Below are 26,947 nucleotides of genomic sequence, written 5' to 3'. Positions count from 1 at the left end.
CAAAAAATTATGCAATAGGTCCATTAAAAGACGATAGCTTCCGCCGCCGACTATCGCGCGAAATCGGCACTAAAGCCGGAGCATCACTTTTAGCATTCTTATCTTTCAAACTCTCAACAATCTTAGATAATTCTGAAATAGTCGGCGCTTCAAAAACCCGGCGCAAAGGTAACTCTACCGCGAAAGCATCTCGCACTCTCGAAACAAGCTGAGTCGCCAGCAGCGAATGGCCTCCCAATTCAAAGAAATTGTCCCGGATACCCACTCGCTTTATCCCCAAAACCTCAGCCCAAATTTTCACTAAAACTTCCTCAATAGAAGTATGAGGCGCAACATAACCGCCAGCCCATTCTAACTTAATCGGCTCCGGTACAGGCAAAGCGAGGCGATCGACCTTTCCGTTAGCCGTCACCGGTAGCGACTCCAGCACCACAAAAGCCGACGGAATCATATATTCCGGCAGTTTTTCTGCTAGATAAGCCTGCAACTGTGGCACTAATTTCCGCGCTGCTTTAGCTTGTAAGGGATTGTTAGCATAAGAGCGCCAAGGACGCAAGTTATCGCTTCTGGTTTCTGGCACAAAATCTCTGGTTTCGCCCCGTGCAAACACTACATCGTAGCGCCCCTGACTGTCGGAATTAGACCAACTAATATTAACCTTATACGGAACTTCCAAAGCATACCACAATTCTGGATCTACTCCTAAATCCTCGACTTTTTCCACGGCTTTCTGCAACTGACCTGCTGTTGGAAATTTATCGACAACAGACAGCAATTCTGTCGCCTTAACTGCTGCCGTTACCCGCGCATTAGGCACATTAGCAATTCTTAAAACATCGAGTTGATTTTGCAATAATATTTGTTGCACCTTGGTAACAGTCAGATTCTGATTTTCAGCCGACCAATCCAGCCGTTTCGATTCCCCTTGTGCCGGGGATTGGGGGGGATTTGTTTCCGACGCAATATGCAGAATAGCATTGTACCGAAAATCAGTTAACTCATTGTGATAACTACCGCGAATTAATTGAATCTCTACGCCACTAATCTGCGGAAAGCGCTGCTTTAATGCGCTAAAGAAATCGGGTTCAATAACTAACTCTGTTTCTTGAAAAATTTGCATTTGTACTCGCTGCTGCAACTGTTCGCCAGCGAGAGAAGGTTCGGCTTGATACAGTTGTACCGAAGCGTGGAAAGCTGCCAGCAACGGCAAGCTGCGCACATCTCCGATGAATATAAAGCCACCGGGGGCAGTTGCTTTCACCGCACCTTCTAGCACCTGCACCAGATAGTCGATATTCGGGAAATATTGCACGACAGAGTTGAGAATTACCGCGTCAAAAGCTGCTGTCTCTACTCCTGCAAAGTCTGTCGCCATTTTCTGAAGCAGGGTTACATTAGCTAACTGTTGATTTGCCAAGTGCTGCCGAATATAGTTGAGCGAAATAGGTGAAAAGTCTGTTCCGCAATATTGAGTACAGCGAGGGGCAATTTGGAACAGCAACAAACCTGTGCCGCAGCCAATTTCCAACACTCGGCTAGGCTGCAAAGCTAAAATTTGGGCAGCTTGATTGTTCGCCCAGTCGCGCACCTGTTCTGCTGGGATTGGCTGATTAGTATAACTGCTATTCCAGCCGACAATATTAAAGGTTGGATCTGAGTCAACAGCAGGTTGATTGTAAGTTTCATTGTAGAGCATTTGCCACTGCAAAACCTGTTCATCCTGCAATTGCATTATTTGGTTTTTTTCGCTGGCACTGCTATATTCAGGCTTCAGGGCAATATAAGCTACTAAACGTTTATCTCCCTGTCCATCTTCCGAAGCTATTGCTACAGTTTGCTGCACGGCTGGATGTTGAGTTAATACTGTCTCGATTTCTCCTAATTCGATGCGGAAACCGCGAATTTTTACTTGTTCGTCGATGCGTCCTAAAAATTCAAGGTTGCGATCGCCTCTGTAGCGCACTAAGTCGCCGGTCTTGTAAATTCGCTCTCCTGAATTTGGTTTAAAAGGATTGGAAATAAATCGTTCTGCGGTTAAATCTGGGCGGTTGAGGTAGCCGCGAGCGAGTCCGTTTCCGCCAATGTACAATTCGCCAACAACGCCGATCGCCACTGGCTGCAAATATTTGTCTAATATGTAGATTTGAGTGTTAGCAATGGGGCGACCAATTGTCGGGGCGATGCCTGTTTGCTCTGTTACAGAAATATAACCGGAAGTTGTGACGACGGTATTCTCGGTTGGGCCGTAATTATTTACTAGCTTAAATGGATGGGATTTTAAAGGATGTTGTTGCAGTTTTTCGCCGCCTGCGAGCAAGATTCGCAACGCTGTTGTTTGAGGCCAATCTAATAGCAAAACTTTCTCGGCTAAAGGTGTTGGCAAAAAGCTAATTGCGATCGCGTTTGATACTAACCAGTTTTGCAGTTTTTCAGGATCTCGCCTGATGTCATCTTCTGGAAAGTAGATGCTAGATCCCGCGGCGAGATAAGGCCAAATTTCCCACCCGCAAGCATCAAAGCCGATCGCTGCAATTTGCGTTGCTCGATCGCCCGCTGACACCCCAAACTCTCTTTGATGCCAAAAAACGAGATTTAACAAGCTCCCGTGCTCAATTTCCACTCCTTTCGGCTTTCCCGTGGACCCGGAGGTGTAAATCGCGTAAACCAGATTTTCGGCTGTCGCTGCGCTGGTGGGATTGTCGGCGATTTCTTGGGAAATCATCTCCCAGTCTGTGTCTAAACAAACTATCTGTAAATTGGGCGATCGCAATTTCTCTATCCATTGCTGCTGAGTTAACACAACAGATAATTGAGCATCTTTTAGCATAAAGCTCGATCGCTCAGCAGGATAGCTCGGATCTAAAATTAAGTAAGCTCCTCCCGCTTTCAGGATACCCAACATCCCCACGATCAGATCGAGCGATCGCCCGCAGCAAAGCCCGACTAAAACTTCTGCCCCAACCCCCATTTTTTGCAGATAACGTGCTAGTTGGTTGCTGCGGAGATTTAGCTCTCCATAGGTGACTCGCTCCTCTCCAAATACCAGCGCCACCGCATCCGGTGTCCGATCGGCCTGCATTTCAAATAGCTGATGGATGCACAAATCTTGCGGATAATCTGCCTGAGTATTGTTGCATTCAACTAACAAATGATCGCGCTCTTGGGCGCTCAAATATTGCAAGTTGGCTATGCGCTGTTCGGGATTTGTCACAATGCTTTCTAACAAGGCTTGAAAATGCCCGATCAGGCGGCTAATCGTAGCTTCATCAAATAAATCGGCGCTGTAAATAACCATGCCGCTGATACCCTCCGAGCTATCAACCCACAGCTTATTGCTGGGCGATTGGTTGCTTCCCGAGCTGTTGGGCGATCGCTCCCACAAATGAAACTCCAAATCAAACCGCGCTGTACCCACATCTAACTGCTGCGGGCTGAGTGTTAATTCTGGCAATTCTAACCGATTCCCCGGCGCGTTTTGCAGCGCAAACGCCACCTGAAATAAAGGATTTTGGTTCAACGCGCGATCGGGGTGCAGTTCTTCTACTAACTTCTCAAACGGCAAATCTTGGTGAGCGTAAGCTCCTAATGCTACCTCTTTGACTCGGTTTAAAAGTTCCCGAAAAGTTGGATTTCCCGACAAATCTGTACGCAGCACCAAACTGTTGACAAAAAAACCGATTAATGCTTCAATTTCACTGCGGTTGCGATTGGCGATCGGCGAACCTACAACAATATCTTCTTGCTGGGCGTAATGGTAAAGCAACGTTTTAAAAGCTGCCAGCATTGTCATAAACAGCGTCACTCCTTCGCGCTGGATCAACGTTTCTAAAGCCTCGCTCAGTTGTTTTGGCAGTTGCAAAAATTGCCTTTTGCCCCGATAACTTTGAATTGCTGGCCGGGGTCTATCCGCAGGCAAATTTAGCATAGAAATGCCGTTTAACTGCTGTCTCCAGTAAGCAAGCTGCCTTTCTAAAACTTCCCCTTGCAGCCATTCGCGCTGCCATTTTGCAAAATCAGCATACTGGATCGACAAAGCTGGTAAAGGCGAAGGTTTTTCGCTAGCAAATGCCGTGTAAAGTGCGCCTAATTCCTGAATTAGCACTCCGATAGACCAACCGTCGGAGACAATGTGGTGCATATTCAGCATTAGTAAATATTCGGCATCATCTAAGTGCAATAATGTGACTCGCAGCAACAAGTCATTGGACAAATTGAAAGAGCGTTGAGCTTCCTGGGCGGTGAGCCGGTTTGCTTCAGTTTGTCGAGATTCCTTTGGCAAGTTTCGCAAGTCCACTACATTAATCGGAAGGTGGAAAGCAGCAGCTATTCTCTGAACAGGTTGCCCCGAAACTACTGCTAAAGTCGTGCGTAAAGCTTCGTGACGGCGCACAATTTCATTGAAGGTTTGTTGCAGCGCCGAAAAATTGAGCGAACCTGTCAAACGCAAGGCTGCGGGAACATTATAGAAGGGATTGTTCGGGACTAATTGGTCGAGAAACCACAAGCGCTGCTGTGCAAAGGACAGCGGTAGATTTCCTTCTCGCCCCACCGGAACAATCGGTGTAGGAGTGAAACTAGAAGTACGATTAGCTGCTTTTAAAAATGAAACTATTTCGGCTTTTTTATGAGAAATTTTGGCTCGTAGTTCGGGTGTAATAATTCCTTCGGGAGCGTTGCAGCGCAGGATCTCGCCCTCAACAAAAATATTAATATCTAGACTGCGAAGGTAAGATAAAAACTCAACTAACTCCACCGTGACAGAATCTCTGGCATTTGGCGATGAACTCGATATTTTTGGCTCTGGCATTTTGAGTCATCCTGTGATTACTTTGGCAAATATATAAAATAAATTCTACCAGCGCACAAATTAAGAGCTTAACTTACCGCTTGCTTACTGTGGCCTAACCTGAGTATGATTCTGTTTGAATCCGCAACCCAAATTCTACCCAAGGTTTCAGCTTATGCCGTTCATGCCCTTCAATTTTCTGTTTCTATGGCTGCTGGGACTGCTGTCCCTCGGGGTACTTGGCGGAGGTATATACATTATTTACGAATGGTACATCGGCGAACTTGTAGGGATTTCCTACTTAGTCAGCGGAGTCTTGATGCTTCTTTGGTCTGTTGGCGGCCGCTTTATCAGTTTGCCCCTGTTCCGCCACCCCGGTGCTGACGAACCCAAGCCCACGCGGACGGGTACGGTTGAGCGAGTAGAGAGGCCTGATGGCACTATTTTACAAGTAGAATTCTACGGCCCAGAGGACGGACAGCCGATTATCCTCTCTCATGGTTGGGGGCCGAACAGTATGGTTTGGTATTACGCGAAACGGCAACTAAGCGATCGCTACCGAGTGATTGTTTGGGATCTTCCAGGTTTAGGAAAATCCACTCGACCAAAAAACAGCGACTACTCCCTAGAAAAATTTGCCCGCGATCTCGAAGCCGTCATTGCCATAGCAGGAAATAAACCTGTTATCCTACTCGGACACAGCATGGGCGGCATGATTTCTCTAACATTCAGTCGGCTTTTCCCAGAACTTCTCGGTAGTCGAGTAGCTGGTTTAATTCTGGTAGATACGACTTATACTAATCCCGTCAAAACCGCTATTTTTAGCGGTTTATTACGCGCTTTGCAGAAGCCGCTGCTCCAACCTATGCTCTACCTCACCATAGCTCTTGAACCGATTATGTGGGGAATGACTTGGCTGAGCTATCTCAATGGTTCACTGTACATCAGTGTAGAAGTATCGGGATTTAAAGGCACTGAAACGCGCGGTCAATTAGAGTTCTCAGCTTTCTTATCAGCCTTGGGTTCTCCCGGTGTTCTCGCTCGCGGCACACTGGGAATGCTCAATTTTGAGGAAACAAAAACTTTGCCATCCATTGACATTCCTGTGTTGGTGATCTGCGGCGATTCAGATATCGCCACTACCCCCCCAGCTAGCCTGCGAATGAAAGCAGAATTACCTCAAGCAGAGCTAGTTACTATAAAGCGAGGAGGACACATGGCATTAATTGAGCACAACCAGCAGTTTGCAGAAGCTGTCAGGGCATTCTGCACTGAAATTTCGTGACTAAAAATGTGAGTTAAAACTGAGATATTGCAGCATTCTCAAGAACAGGCAAGATGCCTGTTCCACAAGACATTAAGTTTTTTGTGGGGTGGGCGTCCCGCCCGCCCTTGAAAAACTATTACACAGCACCGATTTATTTGCGCCAACCTTAAAATTTCACATCTTCGCGCTCATTTTCGTCTGTTCTAGGAGTATCCAAACCTTTCGCAGCCCAGCGCATTGTCTCAATGTATTTTGCCAGACTCGCTACAGTCGGAGCCTCAAACAAATTGCTGACCGATAACTCGACTTGCAAAGCGTCTCGGATGCGAGAAATCAACTGAGTTGCTAGCAGGGAATGCCCGCCTAGCTCAAAGAAATTATCGTAGATACTAACCTGCTGTTTTCCCAAAACTTTAGCCCAAATTTTCCCGATCGCATTTTCGAGTTCAGTCCGAGGCGCTACATAATTTTCTGTTATATCCTCGCTGTCTGTATCTATATCAGGCAAGGCGCGGCGGTCTACTTTGCCATTAGGCGTCAGCGGCATATTCTCCAACACTGCATAACTTGCAGGAACCATATATCCTGGTAACTTTTCTTTCAAAAATTGGCGCAAGTCACTTGACTTTAGATTGTGAATTCCTGATTTTTCATTGATGCCGTCAGGAATAACATAAGCTACCAAATGTTTATCGTCTGGGATGTCTTCCCTCACAATTACTACTGCTTCGCGCACTTGTGGATGCTGGCACAAAGCCGCTTCAATTTCTCCCAATTCGATGCGGTAGCCGCGAATTTTTACTTGGTCATCAACGCGACCTAAAAACTCGATGTTGCCGTCAGCTAAGTAGCGACCTAAATCACCTGTTTTATAAAGGGTAGAACCAGATTTATTGCTAAAAGGATTAGGAATGAATGCAGCAGCAGTTAAATCTGGCTGGTTGAGGTAGCCTTTCGCCAATCCGTCACCGCCGACGTACAATTGACCTATAACACCGATCGCCACCGGCTGCAAATCCGCATCGAGGAGATAAATTTGCGTGTTGGCGATCGGGCGGCCGATGGGGATAGATGTTGCGGTTTCGGGTACGTCTTGCACGCAATAATAAGCCGAAAATGTGGTATTTTCTGTAGGCCCGTAAACGTGAATTAATTTAGTGCTTGGCTTTTGTTGGAGAACTTTTTTAACCCATCTCATATCGACCGCCTCTCCGCCAAACAGCAAGCAGCGCAGCGAATTAAAAGCTTGCGGTAAAACTCTAGCAATTTGTTGGAATAAGGCAGTTGTTAAAAACAAAACTGTGATGCCTTCTTGGCGCAATTCTAAGGCTAAATCGTGGGGCGAAAGGGTAATATTTGTGCTAATTCCCACGAGTTGAGCGCCGTTGAGCAAGGCTCCCCAAATCTCGAATGTGGCTGCATCGAATGAAGCGTTTGATGCTTGGGCAATTTTATCGGTAGGTTCTATTTTTATATAGTTGGTGTTGAGTACCAGCCGATTTACTGCTTTGTGGGTGACAGCAACTCCCTTGGGTTTTCCTGTTGAGCCAGATGTGTAAATAACGTAAGCTAGGTTGTCTGCTGTTACGGTGTTGGCGGGATTTTCCGCGCTTTCTTTGGCTATGTGTTCCCAATCGCGATCGAAGTAAATCACCGAGTTTGAGAAGTCTCGGAAATTCTCAATTAATTTATCTTGAATTAGCAAGACTTTAACTTGAGCATCTTCCAGCATCAAGTTTAGCCGATCGCGCGGATAGCTCGGATCTAACGGTAGGTAGGCTCCTCCCGCTTTCAGTATAGCCAACATCCCCACAATTAGGTCGATCGATCGTTCTGCACAAAGCCCCACTAAAACCTCCGCCCCCACGCCCAGTTTTTGTAGGTAGCGCGCCAGTTGGTTGCTGCGACTGTTGAGTTCTCTGTAAGTCAGGTGCTGGCCCTCGAAAGTTAGGGCGACATCCTCCAGATGCTGCTGGGCCCGCTCTTCAAATAACTGATGAATGCACTTATTTTGAGGATAATCTGTCCGAGTATCGTTCCATTCTCTGAATAATTGATTCACTTCATCCTCGCTCAATAAAGGTAAGTTAGCGATTCTTTGTTCTGGATTAGTCACAATGCTTTCCAGCAGCGTTTTAAAATGCCTCAGCATTCGGGCGATCGTAACTTCATCAAATAAATCTGTATTGTACACAGCTACGCCTCTGAGCCCTTCCGAATCTTCCCACTGTTCGCCGTATCTGCTCCTAAAATTCTCCGAAGCTTCCCACAAATGCAGCTCTAAATCAAAGCGCGTTGTTTGAGTTTCCAAATGAAAAGAACTCAACTTTAATCCTGGCAATTCTAGCTCGTCCACCGGCCCATTTTGCAGACCAAATACCACCTGAAACAGCGGGTGGCGATTCAACGACCGCTCTGGGTGCAATTCCTCGACTAGCTTCTCAAAAGGCAAATCTTGGTGAGCGTAAGCTCCCAGAGTTACTTCCCGCACCCGGCCCAAAAAATCTCGAAATGTCGGGTTTCCCGAGCAGTTTGTTCGCAGCACTAAAGTATTGACAAAAAAACCTATTAATGTTTCAATTTCCCTGCGGTTGCGATTGGCGATCGGCGCACCTACAACAATATCTTCTTGTTGCGAGTAGCGGTAAAGCAAAGTTTGAAATGCTGCGAGCACAGTCATAAATAAAGTCGCTCCTTCTCGCTGCGAGAGCGCTACAAGTGCATCCTTCAAGTTTTTTGGCAGTTCTAAATATTGAGTTTTTCCGCGATAATTTTGCCGAGCTGGTGCAGGGCGATCGGTCGGCAAATTTAACACAGAAATCCCGTGCAATTGCTGCCGCCAATAAGCTAGCTGAGTTTCTAATACTTCACCTTGCAGCCATTCGCGCTGCCACTCGGCAAAGTCGGCATATTGAAGCGATAATTCTGGCAGGGGAGATGGCTGTTGATTTATCAAAGCTGTATAGATAGCCTCCAGTTCTCGAATTAGCACCCCGATCGACCAATCATCGGAGGCTATGTGGTGCATATTTAGCAAGAGAATATGCTCGGTCTCTGTCAGCCGCAGGATGGTGACTCGCATCAGCGGCCCGGTGGATAAATTGAAAGGGCGAAGAGATTCTGCTGCGGAGAGTTTTTTTGCTTCTGTTTGCCGTTGTGCAGGCGACAAATCTTGCAAGTTTAATACTTTTAAATTAGTCTTGAAAGCCGGAGAGATTATCTGCACTGGTTGACCTGATACCTCTGCAAAAGTGGTTCGCAAAGTTTCGTGTCGCTGCACTATTTCGTTGAAGGTTTGCTCTAAGGCTGTTAAGTTGAGGGAACCAGTTAAGCGCAGTGCTGTTACTACATTATAGAAAGGGTTTTCCGGTGCGAATTGGTCGAGAAACCACAAGCGCTGCTGGGCAAATGAGGCGGGAAAGACAAAGACTTCGCCTTCTGAGGAAATATTCAGTTTTTCTATATCCTTTGTAAAGGAATTGTCATAAATTTCGGAGGCCATATCTGTTGCTCTTGGGGGATGAGATGTGTTAATTTTTGGATGGCGCGGGGGTGGCTTTTTCAGGGTGCGATCGCCTCTTAAACCTTTCGCGAGCAAAAGATCGGAACTGTTAAAATCATAAACCTGGGTGCGGGAGTGCGGCACAAAGGCGGGCAAAAGAAACCGGATTTCTGGCCGCAGCATCAAGTTATCCATTGAGGGGCTAGGAGTGCGACCCCCCAATCAAATTTAGTCGCGGAACGGGCTCTTAGGCTTGTGATTCGAGTGCAATCGGGTGAGTTAGATGCGAGAATTACCTGGAGCAATCCGTGAAGAGGTCATGCTGTAGTATGATTTCTAATTGCACAAAGTGTTCTTGGGGCGATTCCCTACCGGATAGCTTTGCTTCACGCAATTTTCTCACATTTGTAGCTTAGCGACTACTATTGATTCAACAGTGTCTGCAATCTTTTAGAGCCACTCACTAGAAATTGCGACCTGATTTGTCACAATACTTAAGAACACTGAACGTGCAGTTTAAATTAGAGGTTATAGGCTAATGGCGCAGCGGAACGTATACTCGTCAAAGGACGAGCCAGAGGATGCACAATCAGCAGAAGAAGTTCTCCACTCAGTAATGCAAGAACTGGACGCTTTGCATCAAAATGTCAAAGGTCAGTTAAATCAAGACATTACTCGGCTGCAAACTGAAAAAAATCACCTGATTGAAGATATTGAAGACCTCCGGGAGCAATATCGCAAATTGCAGTCTCAGCAAATGGAATCTCTGTCTGGACGATACATTCAGCAGCAGCAATTGTGGCTGAAGCAGTTGGCTCAAGTTTTGGCTCACAATTTGCAGGATTTGTTGGTGCAGCGGTTCAACGAACTCAGCGCTAACTCGGGAAATTCTCTCAGCAGCCCGATTCCCAGCGGCGAGTTCCCGATACCCCTGCCGCCGAGCAACTACGACGAACGAGCCTCGCAGTTGCTGGCGGCGCTGGATGAAAGGATCGATCGCAGTTTCCAGATGCTGGAACAAGATTTAACCAGTTACGAAAGCGAGCTTTCCGTGCGGCTCAACAACATGAAAACCCTGGAAATGCAAGGGGAAGAGCTGTTACAAAATCTCGTAAACCGCATCAGGGAAGAACTCGAAGAAGAAGAAGAATATCTTGAGAATCCTTTCGATGCTCAAGATTCCTATGTCGAGGAATCAACTAATTCTGTTAATTCTGTCCGCCCGCAACTTCTGCAGCCAACACCTGTGGAAACGCCGCGAGAACCCGTGCCACAGCCTTCTTCAGCGCCACCGACGGCACCCGCTAAAGTAGCTTCTCAAGTGCAGACAGGTTTGGTGCTGGCTTTGTCTTCGGCGGTGGTATTGTCGCTATTTAATGTTTGTTTGAGAATTCTGATTAAAAGCAAAAATCCTCGGATGGTTTTTGGGTTGTTTGAATTTCCGGGGGTGGTGACTCCAGGTTTTGGAAATTCTTTGTTGATTTTGTTGATGCGGCTGATCGTGGTGATGGCTTTGATGCCGATATTGGCGACATTTCTGTATCCTTCTGTGTGGAAAGATATTAGACGGTTGTTCCAGTCGGGCGATCGAGCTTTGTGGAGTAAAGTTTTAGGAAGCGCATTTTTTCTGTTTTTGTCTCAGGTTTTGATTTATTTGGCGATCGGCAATATTCCAGCCGGGATTGCGATTACGATTTTCTTTATTTATCCGATCGTCACCGTACTGGGTTCTTGGATCTTGTTTGGCTCTCGTCCCAGCACAGTCGGCTTTTCGGCGATAGTCGGGATTACGGCAGGTCTGATTTTAGCTGGGTGGCCGAGTTTTGCGGCCCCAGCTCCGGGCGGTGGCAATGTCGGGGTGGGAGTCGCGGCTGCACTGGCTTCTGGGATTACCTTTGCAGGTTACGTATTGCTGACGCAAATGGCCGCGGGCAAGCTGCACCCAATTCCTTTTAGTTTAGTTAATTTCGCCGCGATTTTTGTATTTTCCGCCCTGAGTTTGTGGGTGCCGCTGTCGGACAATTTTGCTCCTAAAATCGACCAAAATGTTTGGCCTGGTTTGATTGTGGGAGGCGTTGTTTTAGGGGTGCTGACGCTGTTTAGCTATCTTTTGAATAATTTTGCCATCCGCTTTGCGGGGGCCGCCTTAGCGTCAGTAATTGGCACTTTGGGGCCGGCAATGACCGCACTCTTCGGGTTTCTAATTATCAATGAGAAGTTGCAGCCTGTGGCAATTCTCGGCATGGCTGTGGTGACGTTGAGCGTGGCTGCTATGAGTGTGGAACGCATAATGGCTCCTCAGAAGAAGGCTAGTTAAGGCTTGAATTTGGGCGCTCGTCCATTCCCAAACCCGGTTTCTTGAAGAAACCGGGTTTGGGAATGGCGAGACAAGATCGATAGGCTTATTGCATAAATCTTTGATTAATAGGGAAACCGTAGAGGCATTTCAAGATAGGAGAAGGAATGCCTACAATTGGAGTCTAAACAACAGAAAGAACCACTCGAAAACCCACAATACTAGCCTTGCAATCCGGCTGATATCTGAGGCGACACGCGCTGCGACAATTCGGAGGATGATCGTTCCAAGAACCCCCCCGCAACAACCTCAGCGATGAGTCCCCGTCAGACTCCCAAACGCTACCATCAGCAGGCGCACCGTTATAATTATTGTGCCAAGAATCCGCGCACCATTCCCAAACATTTCCGTGGAAATCGTACAATCCGAAAGCATTAGGTTTAAAACTGCCAACATCTGTCGTTTGAAAGCGATAAATTCCCTTCGGCGCTTCAGCGTAATTAGAACTTCCGTTGTAATTTGCTAAGTCGCTGGTAATCGTTTCCCCAAAGTGAAACGGTGTCATAGTTTCCCCCCGGCAAGCATATTCCCATTGGGCTTCGCTAGGCAAGCAATAATTATGACCAGTTTTGCGAGAAAGTCGATCGCAAAACTCCACAGCCTCGTACCAAGATACATTTTCTACAGGTCGATTTGCACCTTTAAAACGGGCAGCATCGGGATTGAGAAATATTTTAATTTCCGGCAGCGCTGCAACTGCTGTCCACTGGGCCTGAGTGACTGGAAATTTGCCAATATAGAAAGATGCTAAAGTGACTGGGTGCTGGGGTTTTTCGTCGCTGTCACCCCGATTTTTTGGGGAACCCATGAGGAAAGTACCGCCAGGAACAGATACCATTTCCAGCACTGTACTGCTACCAAGATGTTCTTCAAAAAAACGCGCTTTGCCCCTGTTAACATTAGTTTCCTTCCCGCGCTTGTCTACTGTCACCACCTGAAATTCAAAAGTGCTTTTGGCAGCGGTAATTCTCTGCGAGGCAGTGTTACGAGGCGGATTGGTGTTGGATTTTTGCCTGGGATTGACAGAGATATTACTATTGATTTGACTGCTGTGATTGAGAGGAATATTTAAAGCAAGTGGCCCTCCCTTTGTCACGGAAGAATTTAAAGCAAGTGGCCCTCCCTTTGTCACGGAAGAATTTAAAGCAAGTGGTCCTCCCTTGACAAAAGGCGGTTGGGGAGGTAAAGAATAGAGATTTAAAGCTTTGATTACTTCATCAGCAGATTGATATCTATTTTTGAGATAATCTTGAATTAACTTATCTAAAATGTTTGTCAACTCGCTGCTGACTTTTGTACCGACTGGCAATCGTTCTCTCCAAATCCAGCCGCCATTTATCGGGTCATAAAGGTCATCGGAACCGTCAATTTTTGGCAAGCATTGAGTTAGCAGTCTCAGGCAAGTTATTCCCAAACTGTACAAATCGCTTCCGGGGAAAACTTGACCGCGCATTTGTTCTATCGGCGAATATCCGGGCGTTCCTACCGTCGTGCCTACTTTGCTCATCAGGGAGCCCGTCACTTGTTTGGAAATGCCGAAATCTATCAAAACTAACTCTCCCCGCCCTCCCCTTCGGAAAGCTGAATTCCGAAAATTTCCCGCCTTTGGCAGGGATGAGCTAACAGAGGTGCGCCGCCGCATGATATTCTCAAGTTTGATGTCTCGGTGAATGACATGGCGATCGTGCACAAATTTCAAAATCGGCAAAATATCTGCCAGTAACTGCCAAATTTTTTCTTCGCTAAAAACACCCTGCTGAGTTAATTCAGCCAGTAAAGTTTGCCCCTCAATCAACTCTTGTACTAAATAAAGTCGCTTGTCTTGCTCAAAATAAGCAATTAATCGAGGAATTTGGGGATGTTCGCCGAGTTCATAAAGTCGTTTCGCTTCTTGCTGAAACAATTCTGCAGCTTTTTCAAGTGCTGAGGTTCCTTGAAATTGCGGTACAAACTGCTTGATTACGCAGGGATCGTCCATGCGATCCGTATCTACCGCTTCATAAGTTCTGCCAAATCCCCCTTCGCCCAACAGTCGAATCACGCGGTAGCGGTTTCTGAAGAGAGGCGTGAGGTCGGATTGGCCGCAACTTTGACAGAATTTAGAATTGTCGGGATTGAAAGGATTGGAGCAACTTGGATTAGAACAGTAGAACATATCTGGGAAGAAATGATCTGGTTAAAGTTATGATATCATGTCGTGTTGATTTGTTAGTTGATATTCGGGTGGTAATTTATAATCGGTAATCGGTAATCGGCAATCGTTAATAGGTGGGTATTACCCCTCATTTGTGCGTTCCGAAGATATTCTGACTTGGGAATTATAACTTCCTGACTCGCTCACGATTCTTTAACGCCGGTATTCCTCGCCACATTCGCAAATCAACTGACATCAATCCCTAGATTTCTTAAACATCTGGTGAATCAGATGACATCCGCAGCCTCTCGCATCAAAGCAAAAACCCTAGAATTATCTGCTAAATGTTAGAAAGCAGGTATCAAGATATTTAGAGATAAATCCCGATCGCACTTTTGGCATGGATCTTCCTGTGAGTTCCAGACACCTGCCACATTCCGTTTAATACACGCTTAAACTGGGAGTAAACTGCGATCGGCTGATATATCTAAACTTATAGTTATTGGGGCAATCAATAATCTGTTCACAGATGCCAGTATGTTACAGCTCGGCGATCGCCCAAACCAAAAAGCGATCGCACTCTCCGTATAAAAATAAGACTATAAACTAACAGAGCGATCGCACCGAATTGAAGAGCGATCGATCTACGGTAATAGCGTACCTACGTGCCAAAGTGGATAATGGCTGCGCGGATCGCGATGAACCACACCGCGAGCGTGGCAAATAGGTAAAGGTAGAACCGAAGTATGATGAGATTGAATGTGCAATGGACAGCACTATGCAATGTGCGAAACACAACGAAGACCCACGCGGCGTTTACATACACTGTATCCACCTGCTTTGTGATGAAGAGGTATAGGACAAGTGCATAGAAAAGCATCGGAATCTCGAACAGATTTTTTAGGTTATCCGATGGATTGGATACGCTTGGTGGCGAGATTTGTGCCAGTGCGCCCGCTACAGCAAAATCCTTTTGACCGAGCTTTCTACTGGTGATAAAACTGATACGGCGGATGTACATATACACCCAGACTACGAGTGTAAGAAACACTGTGGCAAAGAAGGGAGTGAAGATGGCATCTTGCGTCATTTATACCTCTAAAATTTGATTTTTTTGATAGTTGCTGGACGATAAAGTGCGCGATATGTGATGTACAAGGCTTGAAGAAACATAGAGTAACGTAAATCCAATTAGAGGATGAAGTATCTCTAGGTGAAGAGGAATTTTGAGATGAATGCTGGCAAATTGTAGTCCAAGCAGCACTGGCAAACTTGCGGCGAGATGTCGTATTCTACGTGAGAATGGGGCGATAAACGACCATCCCAGTAATACTAATGACAGTCCACTGTACCCTCGCACTAGCCAAACATGAATATTCCACCATGCAGGATTATTGAAGTAGGCAACTCCAACCGTCAATAACTGAGCAATTAAGCAGACATTAAAGACTATTGAAGTCGCATAAAAGCCGATCGGCATCCAAGGTGTAGGAGCGCGGTCGATTTCCAAATCTGTTGTCATGTCAATTTGTTTTTGAGACTATAACGGTAATATAATTCGAGTATTGCAATGCTTCTAGACCTCGATCGGGTACTCTTTTTGACACCATGAGCATGACAAGTCCCTTGCAGCTTTTATTTGAAGCGATCGACCAGGTGAAGGATGAACAAGAGCTGCGATCGCAAATCGTGCCCAAAATCGGTGAGTATTTTGCAGCTAAACGATCTGGAATCTTTTTCTTCGATCGACTTCCTTTAGCAGATAGCAATTTTCAGAAAACATTAAAAGTTGCGCTATCGATCGAACATAATCCTGTTGCACGTTATTTAGTGGAGCGCCATGCTCCTGTCCATGAAGCATTAGTGACATCATCACCCAAGGTTTGGACAATAATTTGTCCCCGCCCCGATCATTGGCACGTGATGGCGGGGCCGATTGTCAGTCGCGGTCAATTAATGGGTGTAGTGGGTTGTACGCGCGATCGGTCAATGCCCGCCTTTGATACACAAAATCTAGCGGATTTGAGTGCCATCTGTTTGCATTTGTCTGTTTGGGCTGCAACAGTGCGCGAAGCTAAGCTATCCGGTAGGGCATCGCAACACCAACCTTTCAAGAGCTCACGCCTAACGCCTCGTGAATTGCAAATTGCCGAATTGGTTGCTTTGGGGCGAACCAACGCAGGAATCGGGAGGGAACTTTGGATTACTGAGAACTCAGTGAAGCAAGCTTTGAAGCGAATGTTCCGTAAGCTTGAGGTTTCGTCTCGTGCAGAAATGGTTGCACAGCTTTCAGCGACCAAATATAATTTGCCAAGTGCAAAAAGCTCTCCATCCAACTTGATGCAGAACACCCACCAATAAACTTAACGCTAGAAACCATGAGAGCGATCGCATTGAATTGAAGAGCGATCGCTCTACTGGTATTTTTAATGTATTGAGTATTGCGATCGCTTATCGTCGCAACTCCTTCAGTCCATCAACGCTCGTTTACAAACATCAAGTCCTTGAGTTAAGCATTGTTCTCGCCACTTGCGAGATCTGGGTGCAAACATTTCTACCAACTGGTTTTTTGTCCATTCATAGTTCTGGTCTGACTTACCCCACCAGTAAGCGCGATTCTCCGCCCGCAATGCCTTCAAGACTTTAATCGTTGAGTAAGTGCCAAATTCTGCAGTTAGTAAATCATAGCGACACTCTGGTAGAAGAGCTTGGCACCAAGTTTTTAATCCACCGCGAATTGGATATGACACACCTTCTGTATTGTTCGGTTCTATTGTTTCTGCTCCAAATCGTTGAGCTAGTCTTGAACAAGATTCTGATGTTGCAGATCCGTCAAACAAAAGCTTATAAGTTCCCCAGCGCCCTAAACCTGTGTGGAAATCAATATGCACTACCTCAGAAGCATTACCAATCCATTGGGGCAAATTGCTAGCTAGAATCTCTTGAGTTTTGGATGGAGCATGACCGCCAAAAAACAGCCCCTTTGGAAAATCGTATTGCCCTACAGGAAAAGTGTTTTTCAAACTCGTCATTCCATATCTCCAAATTAGCCAAAGAGCTTGAAAAATATAAGGTTCAAAGCGTGATGGCGACGACGTTGGATTTAGAAAGGAATTGAATTTAGGATAAAGCTTTGGGCTGCCATCAAAAAATTCTTCAGATAATAAAAAGTTACGGTTTAAGTCTATGTTGTTTTCATTCCAACGTCGTCGCCATGCAAAACCATAAGGATTCAGAGCATGAATAAATATAACCTTAAAATCAGGTGACAACGATCTGAGAAGTTGGTGATTTTCTAACAAGGTAAGTTGAATTGCAGAGCCCAGAAAGCCTTCTACTCCATGCAAGCCACTAGAAATGACTACACATCGTCGTGGGTTGGAAGAACCACCGATAGCCACATCAATAGTTAATTCTTCACCAGTTGGACTAACCCGATCGATTGGATAGGCAGTGTGCTGATAACCGACAGATGAAGATGCTGCTCGAAATCGCTCTCGTGCCGTAATGTAGTTGGGTGAAAATGCTTCTGAATAGCTCATAAATCTTGATTGCCCACCAGTAAGCTTACAACTATGGTTCAACAAATAACTCAGAGCTTATAACTATTAATTATACTGTAGTTGCTGTCTAACACTTCGATCGCCCAAACCAATATCACACTACCCATAGGACAATAAGGCTAGAAACTCAGAGAGCGATCGCACCGAATTAAAGAGCGGTCGCCCCCACGTAATTTTGAAGTATTGGGTTTTGCGATCGAGTGTGGGAGACTACCATTCATCAAATGAATGATTAAATATTATTTTGTAGTTTGGGGCAGCAATTGATTTAGTGCACCACACAAGTATCGCTTCACCGTGTCTTTACTTGCACCCACCCCACTGGGAAGGGTAAAGATCATCTCAACATTTAATAGATTGCCGTCCATTGAGGCAAATACATCAATTGGCAAAGCACGTTGAAATGCTGTGGCGGGATTTTCAGCTTTCATTACACCTAAGTTCATATCCGTGCTGAGAGTCTTGATTCCCTCGCGGGCCAAAATTGGTCGTAATTGGGAAAATGCTCTCTCTATCGATAACCCCTCAACCTGAACACGTGCAGAAAAGGCGGCACCATTCAAAAAGTCCCCCTTTTTTTGAAAGCTTTCCTCACAGGTTGTGGCAACAGCGGGGGTAGCTAAACATATGAGAGCTAGAGTCAAGACAAGTAATCGCATATTAGCTTACTTATAATAATGAAACAATCATCAAGATCGTGATGCACCATTATAGGATAATTTGGCAAGTAATGCAAATGCCTTCGATGGTTTTTAGTATGAGTTGCAGTCCGGTTAGTATTTGCTGTTATTCTAGAACTAGAGCAACTAGAAGAATTAAGGGTAAAAACTAAAAGGGCGATCGTACTTAATAAAAAATCGATTTAATCTGTGGTAACATTTAAATTGTCTCTCAAAACAATTAAAGTCTTGTGGGGATTAGGGTCTGGGCATCTCTCCCGCCCTGAATATACAATTTAAATGCGTGACAGCTTCAGGCTGGATGCTCATTTCTCAACAACATTTCGCTCACTTCATGTAGGTTTGTTTGTAGCTCATCTAAAGTTATTCGGGAGAATTGGCTCTCTTAAAAATCGGTAATATAGGCTACAGATAAACCAGTCTCATGCTCTTCCGCTCGACCGGACTGAAGGTTCTGATTAAGTTAAACTTAAACAGCTTGACTTCCAAGCAAAATCGAATCAAACTAAGTTTAGCATCTATCAACCACTCTACGTAAAATCATTTAGATAGACGCTCCATGACACCAGCTAGAGAGCGAGCAATATTAATATATCCAATACGGCTCTCCAAAAGTCTAGCATTTAGATATTTCGCAATCACATAATCCGCAGCGTATAAACCATTTTCATCAACTTTATAGTCCCCTGTTTTTTTATCAATGATGACCATCTTGCCAACATTTTCTTCTAAGTCAATTTAGGGGTGGAGGCTGCTTTCATACAAATGTTTCGCACGACGCGGGACTTCTGCACGACTCACAAGGATTATTTACATACATTCCATTTTTGGTAATTTTTGATACTGGTACGGAAGTAACCTGTATTACGAGAATTCACCATGTTTCTGGAGCTAGTTGTTAGGTTTTATCTGCGTGATACATAGTCAGTGGCGCTGCAAGTTTGGCAGCAGCGTCGGGAGAACGAGTATTTGCTGGTTCCGATCCGGATCACCTTTAACTTATTTCATAATCGCATCTTGCTCGCTTACAGACTAGGTGTTCAACTTAGCGATGATCGGACGCTCAAGTAACTAAGTTCTGGCTAGCACACCCTTACAATAGACCTCTTAAAAAAGTACGCAAGGCGATCACGAGCTGTACACTGTTAAAATCAACGATCGCACCCGGTCGAATTGCTGCAAATATGTTGTAGTACGATATATAATCCTAAGTTAGAATAATTCAGGCTCAGACACATAATCAGCTACTGGGATGTAAAAAACCTAAAGTCTCAAAAAACTTGAAGCCTCTGTGCCGAGTACGTCCAGAGAACTTTAAACAGATGCTTTAGGTAGTGCGATCGCATAATGTATCTGGATGTGCTTGTCCAAGCCCCAATTCTTGCTTCTCCAACTCCAGCAGAGGTATTATAATTATAATTAAACATTAGATCGTGATGCACATTAGCATTGAATGAGCGGAGAAAATATTGGCACTTGCTAACAAGCTCATTCCCTGCTCGTTTGAATTTTCCCAACAGACCCTCCAACATCGCTGTCTCATATTCTCATCCATCAATTCCACATCCGAATAATCGAACTAATCGAAAAAACGAATATGAAAACCACGCTGCCCGGTTACAAACTCTTATCGTTGCCCCTTCATGAAGGGGTCAATACAGTTATTTATCGCGGCGTTAGGGAGTCCGAGCTAACTCCGGTTATAGTAAAAACCCTTAAAGCCGAGTATCCCACAATAGAAGAAATCGCGCGGTTGAGGCATGAATATAAAATCCTCGCAACTCTGGACATGGCAGGGATTGTCAAAGCTCACTCTTTGGAAAAGCATAATAACGGTCTGGCGCTAATATTAGAAGATTTTGGGGGAAAATCTCTGAAAAACCTAATGGTAGCTAAACACCTTGAAATAAGCGAATTTCTAAGTCTGGCAATTCATTTAGCCGAGACCCTAGCTCAACTGCATGAAAATAAGATTATCCATAAAGATATTAAACCGCAGAATATCATTATCAACTCCAAAACAGATAAAATTAAAATCATAGATTTTAGCATTTCCACTTACCTAGAGCGAGAAAACCAGATCCTCAGCAATCCCAACTTGCTAGAAGGCACCCTTGCCTATATGTCCCCAGAGCAAACCGGGCGGATGAATCGCTCAATTGACTACCGCACCGACTTTTACTCATTAGGGGTCACTTTTTATGAAATTCTGACTGGAAAGCTGCCGCATCAAGCCAGCGACCCCCTGGAATTAATTCACTGCCATATCGCTAAAAGACCAGTGCCACCCCATGAGCATATCGCTGAGATTCCCCAAGCGATTTCTGACATCGTAATGAAATTATTAGCCAAAACCGCTGAAGACAGATACCAAAGCGCCCTGGGGCTAAAAGCTGACCTAGAAATGTGCCGTCATCAACTGCAAACCCATGGGAAAATTGGCAACTTCTCAATCGGTAAGAGGGATAAATTTGGACAATTTCTTATCCCGCAAAAACTCTATGGCCGCGAGCAAGAAGTAGCCACTTTGATGGAAGCCTTTGAGCGAGTCTCCGGCGGAAACAGCGAAATGATGCTAGTGAGCGGCTACTCAGGAATTGGCAAATCTTCCTTAGTGAATGAAGTTCAAAAACCCATTCTTCGGCAGCGCGGCTATTTTATTTCGGGTAAATTTGACCAATTAAAGCGAAATATTCCTTATGCTTCTTTGATTCAAGCTTTCGCCGGCTTGATGCGGCATCTGTTAACAGAAAGTTCGGAAAAACTAGCGATTTGGAAACAGCAACTTTTAGAAGCTTTAGGCTCAAATGGCCAAGTCATAGTAGATGTCATTCCCGAAGTCGAACTGATTGTCGGGCCTCAAGGAGCGGTTCCGCAATTGGGGTCATCTGAATCCGAGAATCGCTTTAATCGCGTGTTTAAAGAATTCATTCATATATTTACTAAACCCTCACACCCGCTCGTCGTCTTTTTGGATGACTTACAGTGGGCAGATTCGGCATCGCTCAAGTTGATTCATCTGCTTATTTGTGACCCGGACAGCCAATATTTACTGCTGATGGGAGCCTATCGAGATAACGAAGTAAGTCCGACGCATCCGTTGATGCTAACGTTGGATGAGATTCAAAAAAATGGGGCGGTTGTAAATAATATCACTCTCCATCCTTTGGATATTGGCAACGCCAGCTTGCTGGTAGCCGATACCCTGAATGAGTCTTCTGTTGCGAGAAACCGGGTTTCTGAATTGGCCGAGCTACTTTTCAATAAAACCCAGGGCAATCCTTTCTTCTTGACTCAGATGTTCGCTACTCTGCATCAAGAAAAGCTATTGACCTTTGATTTCAGTGCTGGGTGCTGGCATTGGTCATTGAACCAAATTCAAGCGGTAGGCATCACGGATTATAATGTCGTCGAACTGATTGCCCGAAATATTCAAAAACTACCGGAGGAGACACAGGATGTCTTAAAATTAGCAGCCTGTATAGGAGACAAATTTAATTTAGACGTTCTGGCTATTGTCAAGGAAAAATCTCAGTCGGAAACGGCAACTGATTTGTGGGAAGCACTTCAGGCTGGCTTGGTTTTGCCCCTGAGCGAAGCCTACAAAATCCCTCTCGTTTTTACCTCCGATGAAATGAGCAGGGAAGTAAAGGAGAGAATAGCTTTAGATTCTCCTCTGCTATCATCCTCACCTGCCCCTTTGCCTTACAGCCATAACGCGCCTATCGCTTACAAATTTCTCCATGACCGCGTGCAGCAAGCGGCGTATTCTCTTATTCCGGAATCTCAGAAACAACAAACCCACTTTAAAATTGGTGAACTGCTACTAGAGCATACTCCAGCAGAGGAGATTGAAGAAAATATCTTTGAGATTGTCAATCAGTTAAATGTTGGGGCTGACTTCATCACCAATCAGGCAAAAAAAGATCGTCTAGCCCGATTAAATTTGATAGCAGGCAAAAAAGCTAAGGCAGCAACAGCTTATGAAACTTCCGCCAGACAACTACGGGTGGGGCTAGAACTCCTCAGGGAAGATAGCTGGGAAACTCAGTATGACCTGACGTTTTCTCTGTATGCGGAAGCGGCGGCGGTGGAATTTCTAAATATTAACTTCGAGCGCGCAAAAATGCTGTCTGAGGAGGCTCTCAAGCACGCGAAAACTCTGCTCGAAAAAGTCAAAGTTTATGAAATCCAAATGCAGTTTTATTCCTTGCAAAACCAGATGCAAGTCGCGTTAGATATCGGGCTGCAAGTTCTGGGTATGCTGGGTGTCTCCCTTTGTCCAGAGCCTCCACAAGAGATGAATACTGAGGCCTTAGCTCATCTGCCAGAAATGACGGATCTCAATAAGCGGATTGCTATGGGGATATTATGGAAATCCGCCCCTCTTGCTCATCATGTGACTCCTGCCTTATTTCCCGAATTCCCATTTACAATGATTCATCTTTGTATTCAATATGGTAATTCACCCCAAGCTGCTTCCGGCTATGGGATTTATGGCTTATTTTTGTGCGGGCCTCTGGGTGAAATTGAGGTAGGATATCGATTTGGACAGCTAGCTTTAAATTTGTTGGCTCGATTTGATGCCAAGGAAATCAAATCTCACGTCTATGTAGTTTTTAATGCTCATATTAGACACTGGAAAGAGCATGGGAAAGAAACCTTAGCACCATTGCTTGAGGGCATTAAAAGCGGTTTGGAAACAGGAGATTTAGAATATGTTGGTTATAATTCTATCTACTATTGCGATCATATACTTTTTACAGGCCAACCGCTGGAGTTTGTGGGTCAGAAGCAGGTGCAATACCTTAATTTACTTCTAAATCTTAAACAAGATTCCCATATTCGTTATTTAAAAACATGGAGACTAATGGTATTACAATTACTCGCCGCCCCTGAAGAAGAATATATGATAAAAGGCGAAGTTTTGAATGAAGAAGAAATCCTGCAACAGTCAATTGCCGACAATAAACATATGTTTATTTTTGTTGCTCACCTGACAAAATTAATTCGATTTTACTTGTTGAAAGATTACGCTCAGTCAGTGAAAAGCGCCCGCGAATCAGAAAAATACAAAGAAGGTGTACCTGGGCTGATGAGTAGTGTCGAACACAATTTCTATTATTCTATGGCTCTGCTAGCTCAATATTCAGAAGTTCCCAGCAGCGAACAAGAAGAATTCTTGAAGCAAGTGGCGAAAAATCAGGAAAAAATGCAGGAATGGGCTGTACATGGGCCGATGAATTATCAACACAAGTACGAGTTAGTGGAGGCAGAAAAAGCACGAGTCTTAGGAAAAATTGGCAAAGCGATGGAGTATTATGACGCTAGCATTCAAGGAGCCAGAGAACAGGGATACATTCAGGAAGAAGCCCTAGCTAATGAACGCGCTGCCGAGTTTTATTTCTCTCGCGGCCGGGAGAAGATAGCGGAGATTTATTTGACGGATGCTTACTATGGCTATGTTCGCTGGGGAGCGAAGGCAAAAGTGCAGGATTTATCAGAAGAATATCCTGAATTTTTCTCGCGAATACTGACGAAAGAAGCCCCCAGCTTCGACGTATCGCGGACGACCAGCTCGACGACTACGGGGAGTTTTGCAGCACTGGATTTAGCCTCTGTGATGAAATCTTCTCAAGCTATTTCTGGCGAAATTGTTCTGGAAAGTCTGCTTTCTAAGTTATTGAAAATTGCGATGGAGAATGCTGGGGCTGAAAAAAGCTACTTAATTTTAGAAAAAGATGGTCAACTGGTGGTAGAAGGCACGGCAAGCATAGATAATGATGAGGTCCTAGTGCTGCAATCCACCCCGATAGAAACTACTCAGAAATTGCCCTTTTCTATTCTCAATTATGTGGCTAGAACTCAGCAAAATGTGGTCTTAAATGATGCCAGTCGGGAGGGACTTTTTACCATGGATCGCTATATCGTCAACGCCCAACCGAAGTCGATTTTATGTATGCCAGTCGTCCATAAAGGAAAGCTCATTGGTCTGCTTTACTTGGAAAATAATCTGACAAGGAGTGCGTTTACTCCCGATCGTCTGGAAGTTTTAACTGTGCTCTGTTCTCAAGCGGCGATTTCCCTGGAAAATGCCCGACTCTATGCCAATTTGTCTGAGGCGACTGACAACCTGAAACAAGCCAATGAGCAATTAGAAGATTACAGCCGGACTTTAGAACATAAAGTGGAAGAGAGGACGCAGGAACTAAAGGAAAAAAATCTGCTCCTGAGGCAGGAAATTCGCGATCGCGTGCAGATAGAGCAAGCTCTGCGAATATCAGAAGCGCAATTAAAAAAACAAGCCGAACAATTAGAGCTTTCTTTCCAAGAACTCAAGCGCACCCAGACCCAGCTAATTCAGACGGAGAAAATGTCCTCCCTCGGACAGATGGTGGCCGGGGTGGCCCACGAAATTAATAACCCGATTAACTTCATATATGGCAACCTGAGTCACGTTAGGACATACAGTGAAGACATACTAGGACTGGTGAAACTCTATCAAGAACAATACCCCTATCCTACAGCAGCGATTGTTGAGGATATTGAGGCAATCGAATTAGATTTCTTGATGGAAGACTTACCCAAAGTGCTGGATTCGATGAAGGTGGGGGCAGACCGAATTCGCGAAATAGTCCTCTCCCTGCGAAACTTCTCGCGACTGGATGAAGCGGAAATGAAAGAGGTCGATATCCATGAGGGCATCGATAACAGCCTACTGATTTTGCAGCACCGACTGCAAGCTAAATTAGACCAGCCTGCTATTCAAATAATTAAAGAGTACGGCCCGCTGCCGCTGGTGGAGTGCTATGCCGGCCAACTGAACCAGGTGTTTGTAAATTTACTGGCGAATGCGATTGACACTCTCAATGACCAAAGGGGGCCGCGCACGATCGCAATTCGCACCTCAGTGGGGTATGGGGAAGAAGAAAAATCCCCGATTTCCAATCCCCCCCTTGCCGAAAGCTCTACAATTTCTTCGGTTGAGGTGGATTCCCACAACCTCGCCCCGACCCGGAAAGCTCCCCAATTTGTTGTGATTCGCATTTGCGACAATGGCCCTGGTATGACAGAGGAAGTAAACCGGCGGTTGTTCGACCCGTTCTTCACGACGAAACCCGTAGGGAAGGGCACGGGTCTGGGGCTGTCAATCAGCTACCAGATTGTGGTAGAAAAACACCGCGGACAGTTGAAGTGTGTTTCTCATCCCGGTGAGGGGGCAGAGTTCATCATTCAGATTCCTATTCGACAGGCTTATCAAAAATTGGCTTTGCAAAGCCAAACCTGATGAGTAGTTGTTATTGGTATTTCCATTCGTCTCTCTACAGGACTAAGTTGGAGGTATAGAATGCGATCGCAAATTAGATTTCAACCGGGGAATCTAGAACTCACACTTCACCGTCCAAGGATTGGTCGTACCCGCAATCTCTCTTCAGTTCCAATTAGAATCTCCAACGATTAGCCTTTATTTGATTACAACCTGTAGCTTATAAGGACTTACGCTTCAGGGGGTAAGATTGTGAGTCCATATTTGGGTGCAGTCGCTAGCAGTTTATCGATCGCAGCTTGATCCGGCACAGGTGGATTGAGCGGATCGGCTACAGGTCTCCCAACTTCAGCAAAAAACATCTCCAAACCAGCAGGTGTTATCCAACACAACATTCGCGCTCGCGCCGTTCCAGTATTTTTTAAACTGTGTTTTTGTCCCCTGGGAGAATGTAAGAACGTACCGGGTGTTGCCAAAATAGTTTGGTCATCTAAGCGAAACTCGACTTCACCCTCAAGAACGTAAAACGCTTCATCTTCACGGCTATGAATATGGGGAGGCGTACCGACATCAGGATTACATAAAATCTCAATCAGCGCATATTGCCCCTGAGTGTTCTGCCCCAATGCCTTGAACGTGACAGCATCACCGGCAACTGTCAAAACATCGCCTTCGTGAGGCATCATGACTATTCCTTGTTGGTTTAAAGTCATCTGAGCTCCTCGTTTCTGCTATACGAGCGGTGTACAAGTAGAGTTTTCGATTTGAATTTAGTGGAATTACCGCCTAGTTTTGGGGCTATTTGAATTACCACTTCACTCATAAGAGCGGGCGATCGCATTAAGTTGAAGTATACAATGCGCGAGCGAAATCAACACATCTGCACTTAGAGCTTCTTGAAGTATCTGGCGACTGGGAATAGCTCGAAGCCCACCTTTTCATAGGTGTGACGGGCTCTTTGATGACCTGGATCGCCCCCAGTCTCAACCATAGCAATAGACATCCCCGCATCTTTCATCCAACCGAGAGCGAATTCTATTAAAGCACTACCAATGCCGCGACCTTGAAAGTCTGGATCGACAGCAACCATGTAGATTTCACCCATGCTGTCCTCTGAGTGTAGTTTCACAGCTACAAAGCCCACAGTAGAACCTGCATCGATCGCAACCCATACATTCGTGTCTTCCGCAGCACAGACATCCTCCACAGCTTTTTGCTGGCTCACACGCCAATGATTGGGATAGAATGCTTGGTAAACATCAGCGTTCATCGCCTTCTGAATCGAATCAAAGACCGGAGTCCAGGCCCTAAGTGAAAGACGAATAACAGCATCAAGGTGGCAAGGGTCGTAGGGTTCAATTTGCATTCCCACATGAACTCCTGTTAACTCTG

At 45.3% G+C, this 26,947-nt stretch carries 14 protein-coding genes; 4 read left to right on the top strand and 10 right to left on the bottom strand.

Annotated features, from left to right (window positions below):
• Positions 1–7: 7 nt before the first annotated feature.
• Complete coding sequence (locus QUA53_RS05455; protein WP_333095490.1) at positions 8–4,807, bottom strand: amino acid adenylation domain-containing protein; 4,800 nt, start codon at positions 4,805–4,807, stop codon at positions 8–10.
• A 163-nt stretch (positions 4,808–4,970) separates the two neighbouring features.
• Between QUA53_RS05455 and QUA53_RS05450 the strand changes: the two genes are divergently transcribed.
• Positions 4,971–6,071: an alpha/beta hydrolase gene (locus QUA53_RS05450; protein ID WP_333248728.1), complete on the top strand. Its 1,101-nt coding sequence runs from the start codon at positions 4,971–4,973 to the stop codon at positions 6,069–6,071.
• A 148-nt stretch (positions 6,072–6,219) separates the two neighbouring features.
• Here QUA53_RS05450 and QUA53_RS05445 read toward each other — a convergent pair whose 3' ends face one another.
• A complete protein-coding gene (locus tag QUA53_RS05445) occupies positions 6,220–9,555 on the bottom strand; it encodes a non-ribosomal peptide synthetase (protein ID WP_445304920.1) in 3,336 nt (1,111 codons plus the stop codon).
• A gap of 538 nt (positions 9,556–10,093) precedes the next feature.
• Here QUA53_RS05445 and QUA53_RS05440 point away from each other — a divergent pair.
• Positions 10,094–11,872: an EamA family transporter gene (locus tag QUA53_RS05440; RefSeq protein WP_333095493.1), complete on the top strand. Its 1,779-nt coding sequence runs from the start codon at positions 10,094–10,096 to the stop codon at positions 11,870–11,872.
• 163 nt (positions 11,873–12,035) lie between these two features.
• Here QUA53_RS05440 and QUA53_RS05435 read toward each other — a convergent pair whose 3' ends face one another.
• The 3 genes from QUA53_RS05435 to QUA53_RS05425 form a co-directional block, all read right to left on the bottom strand.
• A complete protein-coding gene (locus QUA53_RS05435) occupies positions 12,036–14,066 on the bottom strand; it encodes a bifunctional serine/threonine-protein kinase/formylglycine-generating enzyme family protein (protein WP_333095494.1) in 2,031 nt (676 codons plus the stop codon).
• A gap of 640 nt (positions 14,067–14,706) precedes the next feature.
• Complete coding sequence (locus tag QUA53_RS05430; RefSeq protein WP_333095495.1) at positions 14,707–15,135, bottom strand: MAPEG family protein; 429 nt, start codon at positions 15,133–15,135, stop codon at positions 14,707–14,709.
• Positions 15,136–15,567 (bottom strand): DUF6220 domain-containing protein, encoded by a 432-nt coding sequence (locus tag QUA53_RS05425; RefSeq protein ID WP_333095496.1) that lies wholly within the window; start codon positions 15,565–15,567, stop codon positions 15,136–15,138. It abuts the gene before it with no gap.
• 92 nt (positions 15,568–15,659) lie between these two features.
• Between QUA53_RS05425 and QUA53_RS05420 the strand changes: the two genes are divergently transcribed.
• Complete coding sequence (locus tag QUA53_RS05420; RefSeq protein ID WP_333219198.1) at positions 15,660–16,406, top strand: LuxR C-terminal-related transcriptional regulator; 747 nt, start codon at positions 15,660–15,662, stop codon at positions 16,404–16,406.
• Between the two features lie 107 nt (positions 16,407–16,513).
• On the opposite strand, the gene QUA53_RS05415 is transcribed toward QUA53_RS05420, so the two are convergent.
• The 3 genes from QUA53_RS05415 to QUA53_RS05405 all read right to left on the bottom strand — a co-directional run bounded on the left by QUA53_RS05415 (position 16,514) and on the right by QUA53_RS05405 (position 18,999).
• Positions 16,514–17,587, bottom strand: a complete 1,074-nt coding sequence (locus QUA53_RS05415) for a M14 family metallopeptidase (protein WP_333095499.1) — start codon at positions 17,585–17,587, stop codon at positions 16,514–16,516.
• A gap of 260 nt (positions 17,588–17,847) precedes the next feature.
• On the bottom strand, positions 17,848–18,171 hold the full coding sequence (locus QUA53_RS05410; RefSeq protein WP_333146484.1) for a hypothetical protein: 324 nt from the start codon (positions 18,169–18,171) through the stop codon (positions 17,848–17,850).
• A 657-nt stretch (positions 18,172–18,828) separates the two neighbouring features.
• A complete protein-coding gene (locus QUA53_RS05405; protein ID WP_333095502.1) occupies positions 18,829–18,999 on the bottom strand; it encodes a hypothetical protein in 171 nt (56 codons plus the stop codon).
• Between the two features lie 886 nt (positions 19,000–19,885).
• Between QUA53_RS05405 and QUA53_RS05400 the strand changes: the two genes are divergently transcribed.
• Positions 19,886–25,576, top strand: coding sequence for an AAA family ATPase (locus QUA53_RS05400; RefSeq protein ID WP_333095503.1), 5,691 nt, complete (start codon positions 19,886–19,888; stop codon positions 25,574–25,576).
• A gap of 209 nt (positions 25,577–25,785) precedes the next feature.
• Here the strand turns inward: QUA53_RS05400 and QUA53_RS05395 are convergent, their stop codons facing one another.
• Both QUA53_RS05395 and QUA53_RS05390 read right to left on the bottom strand, forming a co-directional pair.
• On the bottom strand, positions 25,786–26,268 hold the full coding sequence (locus QUA53_RS05395; RefSeq protein ID WP_333095504.1) for a quercetin 2,3-dioxygenase: 483 nt from the start codon (positions 26,266–26,268) through the stop codon (positions 25,786–25,788).
• A gap of 173 nt (positions 26,269–26,441) precedes the next feature.
• The gene (locus QUA53_RS05390; RefSeq protein ID WP_333095505.1) at positions 26,442–26,921 is read right to left on the bottom strand and encodes a GNAT family N-acetyltransferase; all 480 of its coding nucleotides are present in this window, start codon (positions 26,919–26,921) and stop codon (positions 26,442–26,444) included.
• Between the last annotated feature and the right edge of the window lie 26 nt (positions 26,922–26,947).

The organism is Microcoleus sp. Pol12B3, from assembly GCF_036701355.1.
Classification (GTDB): Bacteria; Cyanobacteriota; Cyanobacteriia; order Cyanobacteriales; family Microcoleaceae; genus Microcoleus.
Note: the sequence above shows the minus strand (reverse complement) of the source record. Positions and strands in the feature narration are given on the sequence as shown.

Bases quoted from the DNA above. Each gene is read 5' to 3' on its own strand.
- QUA53_RS05400 (WP_333095503.1), top strand. From the start codon at position 19,886: ATGAAAACCACGCTGCCCGGTTACAAACTCTTATCGTTGCCCCTTCAT.
- QUA53_RS05395 (WP_333095504.1), bottom strand. From the start codon at position 26,268: ATGACTTTAAACCAACAAGGAATAGTCATGATGCCTCACGAAGGCGAT.
- QUA53_RS05415 (WP_333095499.1), bottom strand. From the start codon at position 17,587: ATGAGCTATTCAGAAGCATTTTCACCCAACTACATTACGGCACGAGAG.
- QUA53_RS05455 (WP_333095490.1), bottom strand. From the start codon at position 4,807: ATGCCAGAGCCAAAAATATCGAGTTCATCGCCAAATGCCAGAGATTCT.
- QUA53_RS05450 (WP_333248728.1), top strand. From the start codon at position 4,971: ATGCCCTTCAATTTTCTGTTTCTATGGCTGCTGGGACTGCTGTCCCTC.
- QUA53_RS05390 (WP_333095505.1), bottom strand. From the start codon at position 26,921: ATGCAAATTGAACCCTACGACCCTTGCCACCTTGATGCTGTTATTCGT.
- QUA53_RS05405 (WP_333095502.1), bottom strand. From the start codon at position 18,999: ATGGTCATCATTGATAAAAAAACAGGGGACTATAAAGTTGATGAAAAT.
- QUA53_RS05440 (WP_333095493.1), top strand. From the start codon at position 10,094: ATGGCGCAGCGGAACGTATACTCGTCAAAGGACGAGCCAGAGGATGCA.
- QUA53_RS05425 (WP_333095496.1), bottom strand. From the start codon at position 15,567: ATGACAACAGATTTGGAAATCGACCGCGCTCCTACACCTTGGATGCCG.
- QUA53_RS05430 (WP_333095495.1), bottom strand. From the start codon at position 15,135: ATGACGCAAGATGCCATCTTCACTCCCTTCTTTGCCACAGTGTTTCTT.
- QUA53_RS05420 (WP_333219198.1), top strand. From the start codon at position 15,660: ATGACAAGTCCCTTGCAGCTTTTATTTGAAGCGATCGACCAGGTGAAG.
- QUA53_RS05435 (WP_333095494.1), bottom strand. From the start codon at position 14,066: ATGTTCTACTGTTCTAATCCAAGTTGCTCCAATCCTTTCAATCCCGAC.
- QUA53_RS05445 (WP_445304920.1), bottom strand. From the start codon at position 9,555: ATGGCCTCCGAAATTTATGACAATTCCTTTACAAAGGATATAGAAAAA.